Here is a 16,730-nt window from a genome sequence, read left to right on the forward strand (position 1 = left end):
TCACCCGCGGCGACGCCGAGGCCCTGGCCCTGCGCGACGGCGACACCGTCTACGTGCGCGCCACCCGCGTGCCGCCCCTGCCGAGCGACGTCGTGATCACCCGTGGCGGAGTCGGAGACGCGGACGAGGATCAGAGCACGCTGACGTCGGCCTGAGCCGCGTTATCCGTTGTCGCCCATGACCGCACCCTCGCGGCGCGGGTCGGCGCCCCCGGTCCACTGCCCGGTGCTCTGAGCGCTTCGGGTGATCGCCGAAAGCCCGCTGGACTGGTCGGCCAGGTTGACCTGATGTCCCATCGCGCGCAGGCCAGCCACCAACGGGTCGTGGTCGCCGTTGTCGGAGGCGTTGATCTCGGGATCCTCGCCGCCGACGTTCGTCTGCGGTGAGTTTTGCGCACCGAAGTCGACCAGCGACACCGCCTGCTGCGGGTCCAGGCCCCAATCAAGCATCGCCACAAGCGCTTTCACGACGAACTGGATGATGGTCGAACCGCCCGGCGACCCCGCCACCGCGTACAACGCACCCCGTGCGCCCTGCCCACTTGGTGAGGCGTCGAATACCAGCGTCGGCGCCATCGAGCTTCGCGGCCGCTTGCCGGGCTGCACGCGGTTGGCCACCGGCGAACCGTCGGCCGCCCGGGGGTCGGCGGCGAAATCGGTGAGCTGGTTGTTCAGGACGAACCCGTCGACCATGTGGAACGAACCGAACGTCGATTCGACGGTCGTGGTGAACGCGGCCGCGTTGCCGTAGGAATCGATGACGCTGACGTGGCTGGTGCCGTGCTCCGTCCCCGGCGGTGCGACGCCGGTGGGCGCGCCGAAGTCTCCGGGCCTGGCGCTGCCCATGCTGCGCTGCGTTGAGATCAGCGCAGCGCGTCCGGCCAGATAGCCGGGGTCGATCAGCGCGCTGAGGGCACCGCCGGGCATCCCGACGAAATCGGGGTCGGCGACGTACTTGTCGCGGTCGGCGTAGGCCAGCCGCTCGGCTTCGGAGACGAGGTGGACGCCCATCACGCTCGGGCGACCGCCGTTGAGGTCGACGTTGGCGGGCGGGTAGTCGCCCATCGGGAAGTGCTCGAGGATGCCCAGCGTGGCGGCCACCGCGACGCCGCCCGACGACGGCGCGGGCATGCCGCAGATCTGCCGGCCGCGATACGTCATGCACAACGGGTCGCGCCTCTTGGCAACGTAGCTCGCCAGGTCCTGGTTGGTCATCAGGCTCGGCGTGCGGCCCTCCGAGGTGTCCGCCGCCGCGACGATGTCGTGCGCGATGTCGCCGGTGTAGAAGGCGTTGGCACCCGCGGAGGCGATGGCGGACAAGGTTTTTGCGTACGCCGGGTTCGTCAGCCGCGTGCCCGCCGCCTTGGGGCTGCCGTCCGGGTTGAGGAAATATGCGCGGGCCTGCGGGTCGACGCGCAGTGCTGCCGCCGAGTCGGCGATGGCGGCGGCCATCCGGGGGCTGATGTCGAATCCGTTGTCCGCCAACGCCGTCGCGGGGGCGAAGAGATCACGCCAGGGCAGGTGGCCGTGGTCGTCGTGCGCGAGCTCGAGCATTCGCGGAATGCCCGGGACCCCGATCGACCGTCCGGAGGCTCGCGCGTCGGGAATGGGCGCGGTGTGATCGGCGTCGCTGACCCAGCGCAGGTAGTTCTCGCCCGCCGCCGCCGGCGCGGTCTCGCGGCCGTCGTAGGCCTGAACGGAACCGGCGCGGGCGTCATAATAGAGTGCGAAGCCACCGCCGCCGAGCCCCGACGACTGCGGTTCGACCAAACCCAGGACCGCCTGGGCGACCACCATCGCGTCGGCGGCCGTGCCGCCGTCGCGCAGCACCCGGCACGCCGCCTGGGTGGACAGCGGGTTGGCGGTGGCCACCGCGAAGTGATCCGTTCGCACGACGGTCATGTCGCGGCGGTATCCGGTCGCGTTCTCGGGATTTGCCGCGGTGCCCGCCGAAGCCGAAGGCGCCGAAGGCTTTTGCGAAACGGGCGTGCCGTTGGGCACGATCTCACACGGGCCCGCCGCGGTGGGCGCGGCCGGATGCTTTGCGCTACACCCGGCCAGCACCACCAAAAGCGCGCCCAGCAATGCTCCGATCGAGCGGGTGTTCAAGGCACGAAGTTTACTGGACCAATTCGGCCCTCCGCGATGCGCGCCGGCGCGGCGAAACTGATAGCAACGCAAGGTCTTATTATCACTTAGCGATCTAAGTGATGATAAAAAGCGGTCAACTGAACATCGCGATCAGCAACGTCTACCGATACTTGGACCCGCTTGCTGAGGCCAACATAATCGTCGAGTTCACCGATCAGGCCCGTAATCGGGCCTGGCACGCGCCCGAAGTTCTTGGCGCGCTAGACGCCTTCGCGGAGCGCGCCGGCCGTAGAGCGCTGCTGTCGTGACGTTGGCGAGTCAGCGTGATCGGTCGACTCGAGTCTTAGGCGGCGACGCGGCGCGTCCGAGCCTTGCGTGCCTGGTCAAAGCGATCCAACACCGTCTCGGCCACCAACGGGTGCGCGCCCAACGGGGCCGCCAACTCGAGGCCGGCGTAGTCGGCGAACCTCCGCACCCGGTCCGGCAGCCGTCCCGGCGCCAGGAACCATGGCGCGATGACCACCCGCCGGGCCCCCTGTCGCCGCAGTCGGCCGGCGGCCTCGGGCAGCGACGGTTGCGGACGGGTCACCAAGGCCGTCGTCGCACCCGCCCAGCTCGTGCCCACCAGCAGACGGGACGCCACCTGTCGAGTCCGGGCGTTTGCCATGGGGTCGGACGACCCGATCGCCGCCACGAGCACGCCGACCCGCTCGTCGTGCCGGGAGACGCCCAACTCCGTCACGCGCCGGCGCAGCAGCGAGATCAGGCGGGGATCCTCGCCGAGCACGTCGGCTTGGGCGGCATCGACACCGGACCGGGCGATCTGGCGGGGAATGTCGACCTTGGCGTGGTAGGCGTTCGCCAACAACAGCGGGGTGACGACGGCGTCCCCGCAGTCGCCCAGCACGTCGACCAGGCCGGGCGTGTTCAGCTCGCAGAAGGCAAGCCGCACATCCAGGCCGGGCCGCATGCGCGCCACCCGACGGGCGACGGCCCGCGCGTTGGCGGCCGAGCGTGGATCCTCGCTTCCGTGCGCGGTGAGCACGAGGCTGGTCACGACGCGTGCAGCCCGCATTCCGTCTTGGCATGGCCTTGCCAGCGGCCGCTGCGCGGGTCGGCCTCGTCGATCGGCTTGGCCGTGCACGGGGCGCAACCGATCGACGGATAGCCTTCGTAGACAAGGGGATTGACCAGCACGTCGTTCTCGTCGATGTAATTCTGCATGTCGTCGTCGGTCCACGTGGCCAGCGGGTTGATCTTCACCAGCTTGTATCCCTCGTCGAAGCTGATCACCGGGGCGTTGGCGCGCGTCGGTGCGTCGCTGCGGCGCAGCCCGGTCACCCACGCTGAGTAGCCGCGCAGCGCCTTGCCCAACGGGGCGACCTTCCGCAGCCGGCAGCACTCGCCCGGGTCGCGCGCGAACAGGTCCTTGCCCATCAGCCTGTCCTGCTCGGCCACGGTGTGCTCGGGCGTGACGTTGACCACCCGGATGTCGTAGACGGATTCGATGGCGTCCCGGGTACCGATGGTCTCCACGAAGTGGTAGCCGGTGTCCAGGAACATCACCGGCACGCCCGGACGCACCTTGGCGGCCAGATCGATGAGCACGGCCTCCTGCATGCTGGACGCCACGACGTAGTTGCACGTCGCCCAGCCGCGCGGCCCGTTGATTCCGCCGAAGTTCTCGTCGGTCCAACGCAGCAGCTCGGTGGCGCTGGCGCCCTCGAGTTCGGCGGCGCCGCGGGCAGCCAACTCGCGCAGTTGAGCTTCCGTCGGCCTCGTCGTCATTTCTGAGATCATCGCAAGTCGCCTTCCTCGGCGCGAACGACCCACTGCGCGAATCGTTCACCGTCGCTTCGGTGCTTGATAAAGTTGCGTACCACTCGCTCGATGTAGTCGCCCAGCTCGTCGCTGGTGACCTTGTGCTGCCGCAGTTTTCGGCCGAATCCGCTGTCCAGGCCGAGGCTTCCGCCCAGGTGCACCTGGAACCCCTCGACCGAGCCGCCGTGGCCGTCGTCGACCATCTGACCCTTGAAGCCGATGTCGGCGACTTGAATCCGCGCGCACGAGTTCGGGCAACCGTTGATGTTGACCGTGATCGGCACGTCCAGCGCGGCGTTGAGGTCCTCCAGCCGACGCTCCAGCTCGGGCACCAAACCCTGTGCGCGCCCACGGGTTTCGGCGAACGACAACTTACAGAACTCGATCCCGGTGCACGCCATGAGATTTCGGCGCCAACGCGACGGGCGCGATTGAAGCCCCAGCGCCTCCGCGCCGGCGATCAGGTCATCGAGCTTCTCGTCGGGCACGTCGAGGACGATCAGCTTCTGATACGGGGTGAACCGGATGCGGTCCGAACCGGCCCGCTCGGCCAGGTCGGCCACGGCCGAGAGGATGGTGCCCGACACACGCCCGGCGATCGGGGCGAGCCCGACGGCGTTGAGCCCGTTCTTGAGCCGCTGCACTCCGACGTGATCGATCGGATGCGGGACCGGCTCGGGGGCGGGGCCGTCGATCAGCGGGCGCTTGAGGTATTCGGTCTCGAGGACTTCCCGGAACTTTTCGATGCCCCAGTCCTTGATCAGGAACTTCAGCCGGGCCTTGGCCCGCAGCCGCCGATAGCCGTAGTCGCGGAAGATCGAGGTCACCGCGGCCCACACCTCGGGCACCTCGTCCAGCGGAACCCAGGCGCCGACCCGCTGGGCCAGCATCGGGTTCGTCGACAGGCCGCCGCCCACCCACAGGTCCAGGCCGGGACCGTGCTCGGGATGGTTGACGCCGACGAACGCGATGTCGTTGATCTCGTGCACGACGTCCTGCAGGCCGGAGATGGCGGTCTTGTACTTGCGGGGCAGGTCGGCGAAGTCGGGCTTGCCGATGTAGCGGCGCACGATCTCGTCGATCGCCCAGCTGGGGTCGAGCACCTCGTCGAGGGACTCGCCGGCCAGGGGCGAGCCCAGGATCACGCGCGGGCAGTCACCACACGCCTCGGCGGTCTGCAGGCCGACCTCGGCCAGCCGTCGCCAGATATCGGGGACGTTTTCCACCTCGATCCAGTGCATCTGCACGTTCTGCCGGTCGGAGATGTCCGCGGTGTCCCGGCCGAATTCGGTCGAGATCTGGCCCACCGTGCGCAGCGCGGCCGTCGAGAGGGCCCCGCCGTCGCAGCGCACCCGCATCATGAAGTACTTGGCCTCGAGCAAGTCGGCGTTCTCGTCGCCGGTGAACGACCCGTCGTAACCCTGCTCGCGCTGCGTGTAGAGGCCCCACCAGCGAAAGCGGCCCCGCAGATCGGACTTATCGATGCTGTCGAATCCGTCCTTGGCGTAAACGTTTTCGATGCGTTCGCGCACGTCGAGCGGGGCGCCGGCCTGCTTCATCTCTTCGTTCGGATTCAGCGGCTCGCGATCGCCTAACGCCCACTGGCCCTCACTCCGGGCCTTGTTTTGGGCCCTGGCCGGACGGGCTGTGGTCATCGGGTCTCCTTCGCGAACATCGCAGGCTTGGACGCGCAGCACACCGCTTTTATTTCGGCTGCGCAGATCCGGCAGCCAGCTGAGTACAGGTGGGGCGGGTCTACGGCATCAAGGCAGACAGCAACAACAACAGCTGCATACGCGCTTGAGATCGATGTGCCGCCGGGCCACGAGGGCGATACGCAAGCTGCGATTGGCGACGGTCACGGCAGCCATTCTGCCATGGACCGCGGCAAGCTTTGCTATCAGGTCATATTTTTCCTCACGCTGACCCAAAGTAGGACGCGACCCTGGCGGCTCGGGCAGACGCAGCCGCGAATCACCTGGGATCGGCTCCCCCCGATCGAGCCTGCCTCACCCCGTGTGACCTGCCCCGATCGTCTGGCTCGACGGCGGGAGCGGTCGTCGTGGGAAAATTCGGCATGCCCTTTCCCGAGGCCCCGGTTGACCTGCCCGCCCTGCGGCCGAATCCCGGGCACCCGTTCGGGTTGTACATCCACGTCCCGTTCTGCATTACCCGCTGCGGATACTGCGACTTCAACACCTACACCCCGGCCGAGCTGGGCGGCGTCAACCCGGACGCCTGGCTGCAGGCACTGGGAACGGAGCTGCGGCTGGCGGCCGCACGGTTGGACGGACCGACCGTCAGCACGGTGTTCGTCGGCGGGGGCACCCCTTCGCTGCTGGGCGGCGCGCGCGTGGCCAAGCTGCTGGACATGGTGCGTGAGCACTTTGCCCTCGCGCCGGACGCCGAGATCACCACCGAGGCCAACCCGGAGTCGGCGTGGCCCGACTTTTTCGCGGCCGTCCGCGCCGCCGGGTTTACCCGGGTGTCGCTCGGCATGCAGTCGGTGTCTCCGCGGGTGCTCGGCGTCCTCGACCGGATACACACGCCGAACCGTTCGGCGGCCGCGGCCCGCGAGGCGTTAGCCGAGGGCTTCGAACACGTCAGCCTCGACCTGATCTATGGGACGCCGGGAGAGTCCGACGACGACCTGCTGCGCTCCGTCGACACCGCGATCGACACCGGCGTCGACCACGTCTCCGCCTATGCGCTGGTCGTGGAGGAGGGCACGGCGCTGGCGCGGCGGGTCCGGCGCGGGGAGCTGGCCGCCCCCGATGACGACGTGCTGGCGCACCGCTACGAATTGGTCGACGCCCGACTGTCCGAGGCGGGGCTGTCCTGGTACGAGGTGTCCAACTGGTGCCGACCGGGCGGTGAATGCCGGCACAACCTCGGTTACTGGGACGGCGGCCAGTGGTGGGGCGCAGGGCCGGGTGCGCACGGGTATGTCGGTGCGACGCGCTGGTGGAATGTCAAGCACCCCAATGCCTATGCGGAGAAGCTGGCCGGCGGCGAACTGCCGGTGGCCGGTTTCGAGCACTTGGACGGTGACGCGTTGCACACCGAGGAGGTGCTACTGAAAACCCGTCTGCGCCAAGGGCTTCCGCTGGATCGGTTGGGCGCAGCAGAACGCGAACGCGCCGAAACCTCCGTCGCGGACGGGTTGCTGGTATCCGAGGGCGACAACCTGGTGCTCACCCCGCGCGGCCGGCTGCTCGCCGACGCGGTGGTGCGTACTGTGCTGGGATAGTCGTCAGGCGCCCGAGAACCGCCGTCAATCCGTGGCCTGAGCGACCCTCAGCTCTTGTTCGGCTCTATCCATCGCGGCCACCTTCTCGAGATCGATGATGGCGACCTTCTCGATCTCTGTGAGGGCGACCTTTTTGATATCTGCGGAGGCGACCTTCTCGACGGCGGCTATGGCGATCCGCGTGCTCGTTTCGTGTTTGGACAGGGACCGCATGTGATCCCAGCCTTCGATCACCAGCCTCGGACTCTGGTCCTGCCCGCTGAACTCGTCCAGGTAATAACGGAGAGACTCACCCGTAGTGTGATCGACAAGAGGCACCCGGGAACTCAAGTGGAGATACACCGTCCGTGTGCCGTGCGGAAGCTGTCCCAGCTCCCGAATCATGTGGAACAGGTTGAAACACACCAGGGGACCATCCAGGTACAGGTGGTAGGTGTCTTCATCGACTTCTCGTTTGGACACCGGATTGCGGAAGAGACTGAGGAAACGCACGCCGAAATTCGGCTTGGCGCATTCCGACGCGCTGTTCAGGCTGTGCCAGAGGCCCACGTACCACAGGTTCAGTACCAACTCCAGGACGATGCCGGTGACGATGCCCACCAGCAGGTCCGTCGTCACGGTCACGAGCACTGTGGTGACGAAGACGACGAACTGCTCCGTCCCGATCCGCGCCATCTTGAGCCACAGCGCAGGCTTACAAAGCTTGTAGCCGATGAATACCAGGATGGCGCCCAGGACTGCCTTCGGGACCATGTTGATCACCTCACGGCCGAGCAGCACGAACGCCAGTAGGAAGCAGGCGTTGTAGAAGTTCGCCCATTGGGTCCGGCCGCCGGCCATGATGTTCGCCGTGCTCTTCACCATGCCGGGGATGATCGTCAGTCCACCGAGCAGGCTGGAGACGCCGTTGGACGCGCCCATCGCCAGCAAGGTCTTGTCCGGATCGGAGCGGCGGCGATATGGGTCGATATTGTCCACGGCAGCGATCGTTGCCAGGGACTCGGTCGCGTCGATCAAGATCAGGGTGAGAACCAGGTATGCCAAGGGCATCAGCAGTGCGGGGGTGCTGAATGCCTCGGCGAAGTGGGGGAAGACGATCCCGTGAAACAGCGAATCGGGCACGTTGATGAGCTTGGAACTATCGAGCTTCAGGATGAATGTGCTGACCACCGTGCCGCCGACGAACACCCAGACGGGCGCCGGCATGATCTTCAGCAGCCGCAGGGGTAGGGCCGACAGCACAAAGAGCGCCACCACGCAACCAACTCCAAGGGCGAAGCACTTGCCGCTCATCGACGAGAGGTGGCTGGGCACTTCCTCCAGGACCGTCAAGAATTCGTGGGCCTCGAACTTCACTCCCATGAAGTGAGGAATCTGCCTCACGATGATCATCAGGCCGATCGCCGTCAGCATGCCGTGGATGGCCGCGGCCGGGAAGATAGCGCTCAGGCGCGCCACCTTCAACTTGGCAAGGATCACCTGAATCACGCCAGCGATGGCGATCGCGACCAGGATCAGGGGGTAACCCACGGCCAGCAGATCAGATGTCGGGGCGCCGTGCCCGAGGCGGGCCTGTCCCAGGGTGATCATGCCGGCGAACAGGGTCGGCGCCAGTCCCGCGGCTGGGCCGCTGATGGTCACATACGAGCCACCCAACACCGGCAGGATGAACCCGGCGATGATCGCCGACATGATCCCGCAGACCGGCGGCGCACCCGAGGTGATTGCGATTCCCATCGAGAACGGAAGCGAGATCATCGCCACCGTGAGACCCGAGCGAAGGTCGTAGCGCCAGTGTTTGAGACCCGCCAGGCCGTTGCGGGGCTTTCCGGTCGGAACGGCTGCCGGAACGGTTGTGGCTCGTAGCACAGTGGGCGCCCTCTCGACAACGGCTCGAACGGTTTGTGGGCCGAATTCATATGGAACTCATGCAGTTTCCTCCCCGCGGCATCCGTGACGGCCTCAGTTAACCGGTCTTTACGAACAATTGACATCACTTTTACGAACGATCGACGCGCGCTGTGCAAGGTTGGAAACATCTCGGAAACATCCAGTCCGCCTTGGGGTGTCGAACCTTCGGCCTGCCTGGCGTCATCAGGGCGTTGGGTCGGCCCGCATCGGGCCCTGTGTCGTTTGGCGCGCACAGACACCTCACTCGCCGCGAGACAGGCTGCTCCTCACGCGGTGGCGGATCCTGTCTCGCGCTAAATCCGTTCTTAGCTCCCCGGAGATCGGTACCAGTGCGAGACCAGGCGGGCGATCTCGACTCGAGCGGGATTGCGAGACGACGTTCGTCAGACGCCCGGGAACCAGTGCGCGACTAGGCGATTGAACTCGATGTAGAGCGGGATCCCGATGGTGACGTTGTATGAGAACGTCAAACCCAGAGAAGCGGCCAGCGGCAGCGTCGGGCTGGCCTCGGGGATTGCCAGCCGCTGCACCGCCGGCACAGTGATGTAGGACGCCGCGCCGCACAGCACCGCGAACAGCACGTACGTGCCGGGCTGGAAGTGGGTGTCGGTGAGGTCGGCGTAGGTGTAGGCGGCCAGAATCCCCAGGGCCGCAAACAAGTTGGGCGCCAACAGGCCAAAGGCGATGAAACCGCGGCCGGCAAGCTTGAGGTCGTGCAACTTACGGGACGCCGTCATGCCCATCTCGAGTAGGAACAGGCACAGCACACCCTGGAACGCGGCGACGAAGAGCTCGTTCTGGTCGTGAACGACCTTCTGCCCCTGTAGTGCGCTGACGAAGCCGATGACGATGCCGCCGATCAGGAGGATGAGCCCGGGATTGAGGAACACCTCCTGCATCAGCTCCCTAGAGAAGATCGGCATCCTCTTGGCCTTCCCACGGGCCGGCCTGTCGTCGGGTTCCCAGTTCGGATGCTCCAGCTTTTCCAGCGAGAGTTCCAGCTCCTGCTCGACGCCTCGCTGGCCCTCGGCGCTGAGGCTCTCGCCGGGCAGGGGCCGCGCGGCGGTTCCGGGACCGACCCCGACGGTTACCGGTGCGACGTAGCCGGGCTCGTCGGGCATGTAGCCCGAATCGTTGAGACCCCGGTGGCGCAGCCGCATCACCAGGTACAGCGCCACCAGGCAGCCCGGAATCTCCATGATGGCCAACAGAACCGGCATGTAGGCGTTGAATGCGATACCCACGCCGGACAAGACGGCGACACACGTGGCGAAGGTTCCGGCCGAATCCGAACCGTAGTAGCCGGCGACCGTCGCGCGGTCGACTCGGCGCAGATGGGTCGTGTATTTCAGCACCACGTACGCCAGAACTCCGATGAGGAAGTTCAACGCGAAGCCCATCAACGCGAAGCCGGCGATGTTGTCGATGTCGGCCGGCTGGATCTTGGCGAGTTCTTCGCCCCCCTGCCAGCCGATCGACACCAGCAGATACATGGTCAGACCCTGATAGATCACATACGGAAACTCGAACCGCACCTTCATGATTGGGATCAGGAATCCGAAGTAGAAGAACAGCAGTAGCGGCTTGAAGAGATTGTGGGTGAAGTTCTCCCAGAACTCATGAAGCATTAGCGCCTCCGACGGTCAATACGGCGGTGCCGCGGGCAGCGTCCAACGCCGGGGAGTCCACGAACACCATTAGTACCTTGGGGACTCACAGGACTCGAGTCAACGGAGTGAAGCTGTCTTTACGAATCGTTAACAACGCGTAACCGGGGGACACAAACGTCCCGCCCGTCGCACCGGGTTAGACGCGACGCCGGCCAATGGCGTTGGGGGCCATCGGCCTTCGTCCAGGCTTTACGTGAACCAGTGCCCGACCAGGCGGTTGATCTCGATGTAGAGCGGGATTCCGATGGTGACGTTGTAGGAGAACGTCAAACCCAGCGATGCGGCCAGCGGCAGCGTCGGGCTCGCCTCCGGGATTGCCAGGCGCTGCACCGCCGGAACGGCGATGTAGGACGCCGCGCCACACAGCACCGCGAACAGCACGTAGGTCCCCGGCTTGAACTCGCTGTGGGTGAGGTAGGCATAGCTGTGCGCGACCAAGATCCCAAGCGGGGCAAAGATGTTTGGGGCAAGCAGCCCGAAGAAGATGAAACCGAGGCCGGCCGATCGCAGGTCCTTCAGCTTGCGTGACGCCGTCATGCCCATCTCGAGCAGGAAAAGGCACAGCACGCCTTGGAATGCCAAGACGAAGAACTTGTCGTCGTCGGCGACGACCTTCTGTCCCTGCAGCCCACTGATGAGGCCGATGAGGATGCCGCCCATCAGAAGCACGAGCCCGGGGTTGAGGAACACTTCCTGCAGCAACTCACGTGAGAAGATCGGCATCCGCTTGGGCTTGCCCAAGGCCGGGCTTTGATCGGGCTCCCAGTTCGGGTGCTCCAGCTTCTCCATCGAGAGCTCGAGCTCCTGCTCGACCCCCCGCTCGTTTTCGGCCGCGAGGCTCTGGCCGTGCGGCGGTCGCGCCGCGGTGCCGGGCCCGATCCCGACCTTGACCGGCGCGACGTAGCCGGGCTCGTCGGGCATGTAACCGGCTTCGCTCAGGCCGCGGTGGCGCAGCCGTGCCACCAGATACAGCGCGACCAGGCAGCCCGGAATCTCCATGACGGCCAACATGACCGGCATGTAGGCGTTGAACGCCATGCCGATGGCCGTCAGCACGGCCACGCAGGTGGCAAACGTTCCCGCCGAGTCCGACCCGTAATAGCCTGCGACCGTGGCCTTGTCGATTCGTCGCATCGAACTCATGCGCCCCAGGAGCAGGTAGGCCAACCCCCCGATCACGAAGTTCAACACGAAGCCCAGGACCAAGAAGCCCGTGATGGTGCCGATCTCGTCGGGCTTGATCTTGGCGAGCTCCTCACCGCCGTGCCAACCGATGGCCAGCAGCAGGTACATCGTCAAGCCTTGGTAGATCACGTACGGGAACTCGAACCGCACCTTCAGGATTGGGATGAGGAAGCCGAAGTAAAAGAACAGCAGCAGCGGCTTGAACAGGTTGTGGGTGAAGTTGTGCCAGAACTCCTGCAGCATTTGGTGCCTCTCTTCAGTGATCCGGTGACCAGGGAAAAAGCACCATCCGCGAGGGGGTCACCACGAACATCCCGATGATCGTGCAAGAATTTAGCCCCGCCGTCGGGGGCCCGCCACTCGGATATCGCCCGAAAAACCCGCATTTAACATCGCTGTGACGCAATATCGGGGGCCGCCAAAATCGGAGGTCACAGCGGTGCTGGTAGGGACAGGTAAAGCCCACTTGGCGTGAGTCCTCTGTGACTTTTCTGGGGATTGACTGTGTGCATGGGCGTGGCGGTGTCTCGGCGGGGGCGTGAGCCCGGTGGATTCGACGGGTCCGCGCCGGCCAAGGGAGGGGTTGCGCAGCCTTAGATAGGTTAGGCTACATTTACTAACCGTGACCGAGCTCAGCGTCGAGACGAATCCCGCCGGCTCCGCGTCACCGCTGATTCCGTTGCCTCCCGGCATCGATCCGGCCGACCTCGCGGCCCAGCTGGCCGCCGCGCTGCCCGAGCGCTCGGGCGAGCAATACCTCCTCTACGAGCGCAACGGACAATGGGTCCTGGCCAGCGGTGTGCGGGCGATGGTCGAGCTGGACAGCGACGAGCTGCGGGTGATCCGCGACGGCACCACCCAGCGGCAACACTGGTCCGGACGGCCCGGGCCCGTGCTGGGTGAAGCCATCGACCGGCTGCTGCTCGAAACCGAGCAGCTCTTCGGCTGGGTCGCCTTTGAATTCGGCGTCTACCGCTACGGGCTGCAGCAGCGACTGGCGCCGCAGACGCCGTTGGCGCGGCTGTTTTGGCCGCGCACCCGCATCGTGGTGAGCGAGGAGGGCGTTCACCTGCACGGCGCGGACGTCGCGCACGGCGAGGCGGTGCGCCGCTTGTTGATCGACGGCGTCGCCGGCATGCCGGCCGCCCGCACCATTGACTGGAGCGACGACCCCTCCGGCTACCGCGCCCGCGTGGCGGCGGCCGTCCGCGAGATCGCCGACGGCGAGTACCACAAGGTGATCCTGTCGCGCTGCGTCGAAGTGCCTTTCCCGCTTGACTTTCCGGCCACCTACCGGCTGGGCCGCCGGCACAACACGCCGGTGAGGTCCTTCTTGTTGCGGCTCGGCGGCATGCGCGCCGTGGGTTACAGCCCCGAGCTCGTGGCGGCCGTTCACCACGACGGGACGGTGGTGACCGAGCCGCTGGCCGGGACGCGCGCGCTCGGTCGGGGCGCGGCGCATGATCGTCAGGCCCGCGACGAATTGGAGTCGAACTCCAAAGAGATTGTCGAGCACGCCATTTCGGTGCGCAGCTCGCTACAGGAGATGTCCGAGATCGCCGAGCCCGGGACCTCGGTCGTCAGCGACTTCATGACCGTGCGGGAGCGGGGGAGCGTGCAGCACCTCGGCTCGACGGTCTGCGCCCGCCTGGACGCATCGAGGGACCGGATGGACGCGCTGGAGGCGCTCTTTCCGGCCGTCACGGCGTCGGGCATCCCGAAGGCGGCCGGCGTCGAGGCCATCCTGCGCCTCGACGAAGGACCGCGCGGCCTCTATTCCGGTGCCGTGGTGATGGTTTCGGCGGACGGCGGCCTGGATGCGGCGCTGACGCTGCGCGCGGCCTACGAATGCGACGGCAAGACCTGGTTGCGCGCCGGCGCGGGCATCATCGAAGAGTCGGAGCCGGAGCGCGAGTTCGAAGAGACCTGCGAAAAGCTGTCCACGCTCGCGCCTTACCTGATTCCCCGGCAATAACCTCCGAGGCCGCTGTCCCGCGGCCCCCCTTCCTCGGTGTGTCGCGGCTCTCCCAGCCATGGGACCTTTGGCCCTATTTCGCCTTTTCCCCGGCGTGTCATCTTGGTGTTACTGCATGACACAGTAAATTCAGTGTTACTGATCGCAACACATAACTGGGAGGGCTCCGTGTCCGACGGCTTGACCAACTTGCAGCTACTTCGCGAGCTAGAACCCGTGGTCGAAAAATTGCTCGACCGCCACCTTTCGCTGTTCAAGGAATGGAACCCGCACGACTACATCCCGTGGTCGGATGGCAAGAACTTCTACGCGCTGGACGGCCAGGACTGGGAGCCGGGGCAGAGCCGGCTGTCCGACGTGGCACAGGTCGCGATAGTGCAAAACCTGCTGACCGAGGACAATCTGCCGTCATATCACCGCGAGATCGCGATGAACTTCACCATGGACGGCCCGTGGGGGCAGTGGGTGAACCGCTGGACCGCCGAGGAGAACAGGCACAGCACCGCGTTGCGCGACTACCTCGTGGTCACGCGCGCGGTCGATCCGGTCGAGCTGGAGAAGCTACGGTTGGAGCAAATGACTCGAGGGTTCAGCCCCGGCCAGAACCACCAGGGCGACATGTTCGCTGACAGCCTGTTCGACTCGGTGATGTATGTGTCTTTTCAGGAGTTGGCCACCCGCGTTGCGCATCGCAACACGGGCAAAGTCGCCAACGACACCATCGCGGAACAGCTGATGGCCCAGGTGTCGCACGACGAGAACCTGCACATGATCTTCTACCGGGACGTCAGCGCCGCGGGTCTGGACATCGCGCCCAACCAGGCGATGCGCTCGGTGCACCGGATCCTGCGCAACTTCAAGATGCCCGGGTTCACCGTGCCGGAGTTTCGGCGCAAGGCCGTGATCATCGCGGTCGGCGGCGTCTACGACCCGCGCATTCATCTCGACGAGGTGGTCATGCCGGTGCTGAAGAAATGGCGCATCTTCGAACGCGATGACTTCACCGGCGAGGCGGCGCGGATGCGCGACGATCTCGGGGTGCTGGTCAAGGAACTCGAAGTGGCCAGCGACAAATTCGACGAATCCAAGCAGCGCTACCTCGAGCGGGAGGCCCGCAAGACCGAACGGATCACCGCTGACAAAGTCCTCAAAACCGAAGGGACGCTGACGCTTAGCGGGCGCTAGCCGTGGTCGTTCGCTCGCGCGATCGCCTTCTTGTCGACCTTGCCGATCGGCGTCGTGGGCAGCGCCGCCAGCGCGACCAGCACGTCGGGCCGGGCGTGGGCGGCCACGCCGCGCCCGTCGAGGTGGGCGTTGAGCTCGGCGAGGGTCAACGGTTCCCCTGCGAAAACGACCGCCGCGCAGATCTTCTCGCCAAGGTACGGATCCGGGAGCGGCACGGCCGCGGCCGAACGGATCGCGGGATGGCTCAGCATGTGCTCTTCGAGTTCGGCCGCCGCGATCGTTTCGCCGGCGCGGCAGATCACGTCCTTGATCCGGCCGGTGACCACCAGGTAGCCGTCGTCCCTGCGGCGGACGAGATCACCGCTGCGGTAGAAGCCATCGGGATCGAAGCAGCGCTCGTTGTCGCGTTCGGCGCGGAAGTAGCCGTTGAGTGTGTAGGGCCCGCGCACCAGCAGCTCACCCTCTTCGCCGGGCGCCACCGACAGGCCGGCGCCGTCGACGATGCGCAACTCGTCGGCGGCACACAGCGGCCGGCCCTGGGTGTTCTCGACGATTTCCGGCGGATCGTCCGGGCGGGTGTAGCAGAGCAGCCCCTCGGCCATCCCGAACACCTGCTGCACGCCCGGCGTCAGCGAGGCGCGCACCAGGCGGGCGTCCGCCGGCTCCAGCCTCGCCCCGCCAATCTGTAAGAGCCGCAATGACTTCGGCGTCACCGGCTCCCACTCACAGGCCTGGGCCCACAGCTTGGCCAGCGCCGGCACCAGGGCCGTCACGGTCACGCGGTGGCGCGCGATGGCCGCAAAGGCGGCCTCCGGACTGGGATCGGCGCCGAACACCGTCGTGGCGCCGACGGACATGGCGCCCAGCAGGCCGGGACAGGCCAGCGGAAAGTTGTGGCCCGCGGGCAGCACCGCGAGATAAACGTCGTCCGCCGTCAGCCGGCAGACCTCGGCGCTGGCCGTTGCGTTGAACACGTAGTCGTCGTGGGTGCGCGGGATCAGCTTGGGGGTGCCGGTGGTACCGCCCGAAACCAGCAGCAGCGCAGGCATTCCCGGGTCGGCCGGCGGGGACGGCGGATCGACGGTGCGTTGTTCGCACAGCTGCGTCCACCCCGTGAACTTCCCCGGGTCGCCGACGACGATCACATGCTTGAGCGCCGGGTGAGTATCGACGAGCTCACCCGCCATCGCCCGGTAGTCGAACCCGTTTGCGGCATCGGGTATCACGAGGGCCGTCGCGTCGCTGACGGTCGCGAAGTGGCCCAATTCGGCGGCCCGGTGGCCGGGCAGACACATCACCGGGATCGCGCCGGCCCGCAGCAGCCCGAACAGCGCCGCGGCGAATTCGCGGCCGTTCGGCAGCTGCAGCAGGACCCGGTCACCGGGCGCAACGCCCAGCGTGCGCAGCCCGATTGCGGCGCGGGTGGCCCGCTCGTCGAGGTCCGCGTAGCTGTATCCGGCGTCGGCCCTCGCGTCGACGACCGCGGTCCGGTTCGGCCAGCGGCGCGCCGCGTCGGTGAGGATCGTGTCCAGGGCGCGTCCCGTCCAGTAGCCCGCCGCGCGATACGACTCGGCCCGGCCGGCCGGGAACGGCACGAATCCCTCTAGGCCCGCCGATGGTCGCGTGAGGTTCGGGACCATCGG

12 protein-coding genes and 1 pseudogene are annotated in these 16,730 nt (G+C 66.5%); 5 read left to right on the forward strand and 8 right to left on the reverse strand.

All coding sequences use genetic code 11. From position 1 onward, the window contains the following. Positions 1-155 (forward strand): annotated as a pseudogene (locus A5706_RS33235) (sulfate ABC transporter ATP-binding protein); the annotation flags it as partial. A 6-nt stretch (positions 156-161) separates the two neighbouring features. Here A5706_RS33235 and A5706_RS24585 read toward each other — a convergent pair. Further along, complete coding sequence (locus tag A5706_RS24585; protein WP_369831953.1) at positions 162-2,093, reverse strand: gamma-glutamyltransferase family protein; 1,932 nt, start codon at positions 2,091-2,093, stop codon at positions 162-164. Positions 2,094-2,209: 116 nt separating this feature from the next. Between A5706_RS24585 and A5706_RS24590 the strand changes: the two genes are divergently transcribed. Then, positions 2,210-2,398 (forward strand): hypothetical protein, encoded by a 189-nt coding sequence (locus A5706_RS24590; RefSeq protein WP_068136617.1) that lies wholly within the window; start codon positions 2,210-2,212, stop codon positions 2,396-2,398. A gap of 35 nt (positions 2,399-2,433) precedes the next feature. Here the strand turns inward: A5706_RS24590 and A5706_RS24595 are convergent, their stop codons facing one another. The 3 genes from A5706_RS24595 to A5706_RS24605 are packed head-to-tail and all read right to left on the reverse strand — an operon-like array spanning position 2,434 to position 5,566. Next, complete coding sequence (locus tag A5706_RS24595) at positions 2,434-3,165, reverse strand: sirohydrochlorin chelatase (protein ID WP_068136621.1); 732 nt, start codon at positions 3,163-3,165, stop codon at positions 2,434-2,436. Next, the gene (locus A5706_RS24600) at positions 3,144-3,887 is read right to left on the reverse strand and encodes a phosphoadenylyl-sulfate reductase (protein WP_068136723.1); all 744 of its coding nucleotides are present in this window, start codon (positions 3,885-3,887) and stop codon (positions 3,144-3,146) included. The genes A5706_RS24595 and A5706_RS24600 overlap by 22 nt, the downstream gene beginning before the upstream one ends. Beyond that, positions 3,887-5,566 carry a nitrite/sulfite reductase gene (locus A5706_RS24605; protein ID WP_068136624.1) on the reverse strand — a complete coding sequence of 560 codons (1,680 nt, stop codon included), beginning with the start codon at positions 5,564-5,566 and terminating at the stop codon, positions 3,887-3,889. Before A5706_RS24605 ends, A5706_RS24600 begins: the two co-directional genes overlap by 1 nt. 422 nt (positions 5,567-5,988) lie before the next feature. Between A5706_RS24605 and hemW the strand changes: the two genes are divergently transcribed. Beyond that, complete coding sequence (gene hemW / locus A5706_RS24610) at positions 5,989-7,161, forward strand: radical SAM family heme chaperone HemW (protein ID WP_068136735.1); 1,173 nt, start codon at positions 5,989-5,991, stop codon at positions 7,159-7,161. Between the two features lie 24 nt (positions 7,162-7,185). Here hemW and A5706_RS24615 read toward each other — a convergent pair whose 3' ends face one another. From A5706_RS24615 to A5706_RS24625, 3 genes are all read right to left on the reverse strand, one after another. After that, on the reverse strand, positions 7,186-9,030 hold the full coding sequence (locus tag A5706_RS24615; protein ID WP_082964601.1) for a SulP family inorganic anion transporter: 1,845 nt from the start codon (positions 9,028-9,030) through the stop codon (positions 7,186-7,188). A 425-nt stretch (positions 9,031-9,455) separates the two neighbouring features. Next, on the reverse strand, positions 9,456-10,700 hold the full coding sequence (locus tag A5706_RS24620) for a sodium-dependent bicarbonate transport family permease (RefSeq protein ID WP_068136631.1): 1,245 nt from the start codon (positions 10,698-10,700) through the stop codon (positions 9,456-9,458). A 231-nt stretch (positions 10,701-10,931) separates the two neighbouring features. Beyond that, positions 10,932-12,170 carry a sodium-dependent bicarbonate transport family permease gene (locus A5706_RS24625; protein ID WP_068136634.1) on the reverse strand — a complete coding sequence of 413 codons (1,239 nt, stop codon included), beginning with the start codon at positions 12,168-12,170 and terminating at the stop codon, positions 10,932-10,934. Between the two features lie 379 nt (positions 12,171-12,549). Between A5706_RS24625 and A5706_RS24630 the strand changes: the two genes are divergently transcribed. Continuing rightward, positions 12,550-13,902 (forward strand): salicylate synthase, encoded by a 1,353-nt coding sequence (locus A5706_RS24630; protein WP_068136638.1) that lies wholly within the window; start codon positions 12,550-12,552, stop codon positions 13,900-13,902. Positions 13,903-14,070: 168 nt separating this feature from the next. Beyond that, a complete protein-coding gene (locus A5706_RS24635; protein ID WP_068136640.1) occupies positions 14,071-15,087 on the forward strand; it encodes an acyl-ACP desaturase in 1,017 nt (338 codons plus the stop codon). Here A5706_RS24635 and A5706_RS24640 read toward each other — a convergent pair. Beyond that, positions 15,084-16,727: a (2,3-dihydroxybenzoyl)adenylate synthase gene (locus A5706_RS24640; RefSeq protein WP_068136643.1), complete on the reverse strand. Its 1,644-nt coding sequence runs from the start codon at positions 16,725-16,727 to the stop codon at positions 15,084-15,086. The genes A5706_RS24635 and A5706_RS24640 overlap by 4 nt on opposite strands. Between the last annotated feature and the right edge of the window lie 3 nt (positions 16,728-16,730).

The organism is Mycobacterium sp. E796 (assembly GCF_001672815.1).
Taxonomy (GTDB): domain Bacteria; phylum Actinomycetota; class Actinomycetes; order Mycobacteriales; family Mycobacteriaceae; genus Mycobacterium.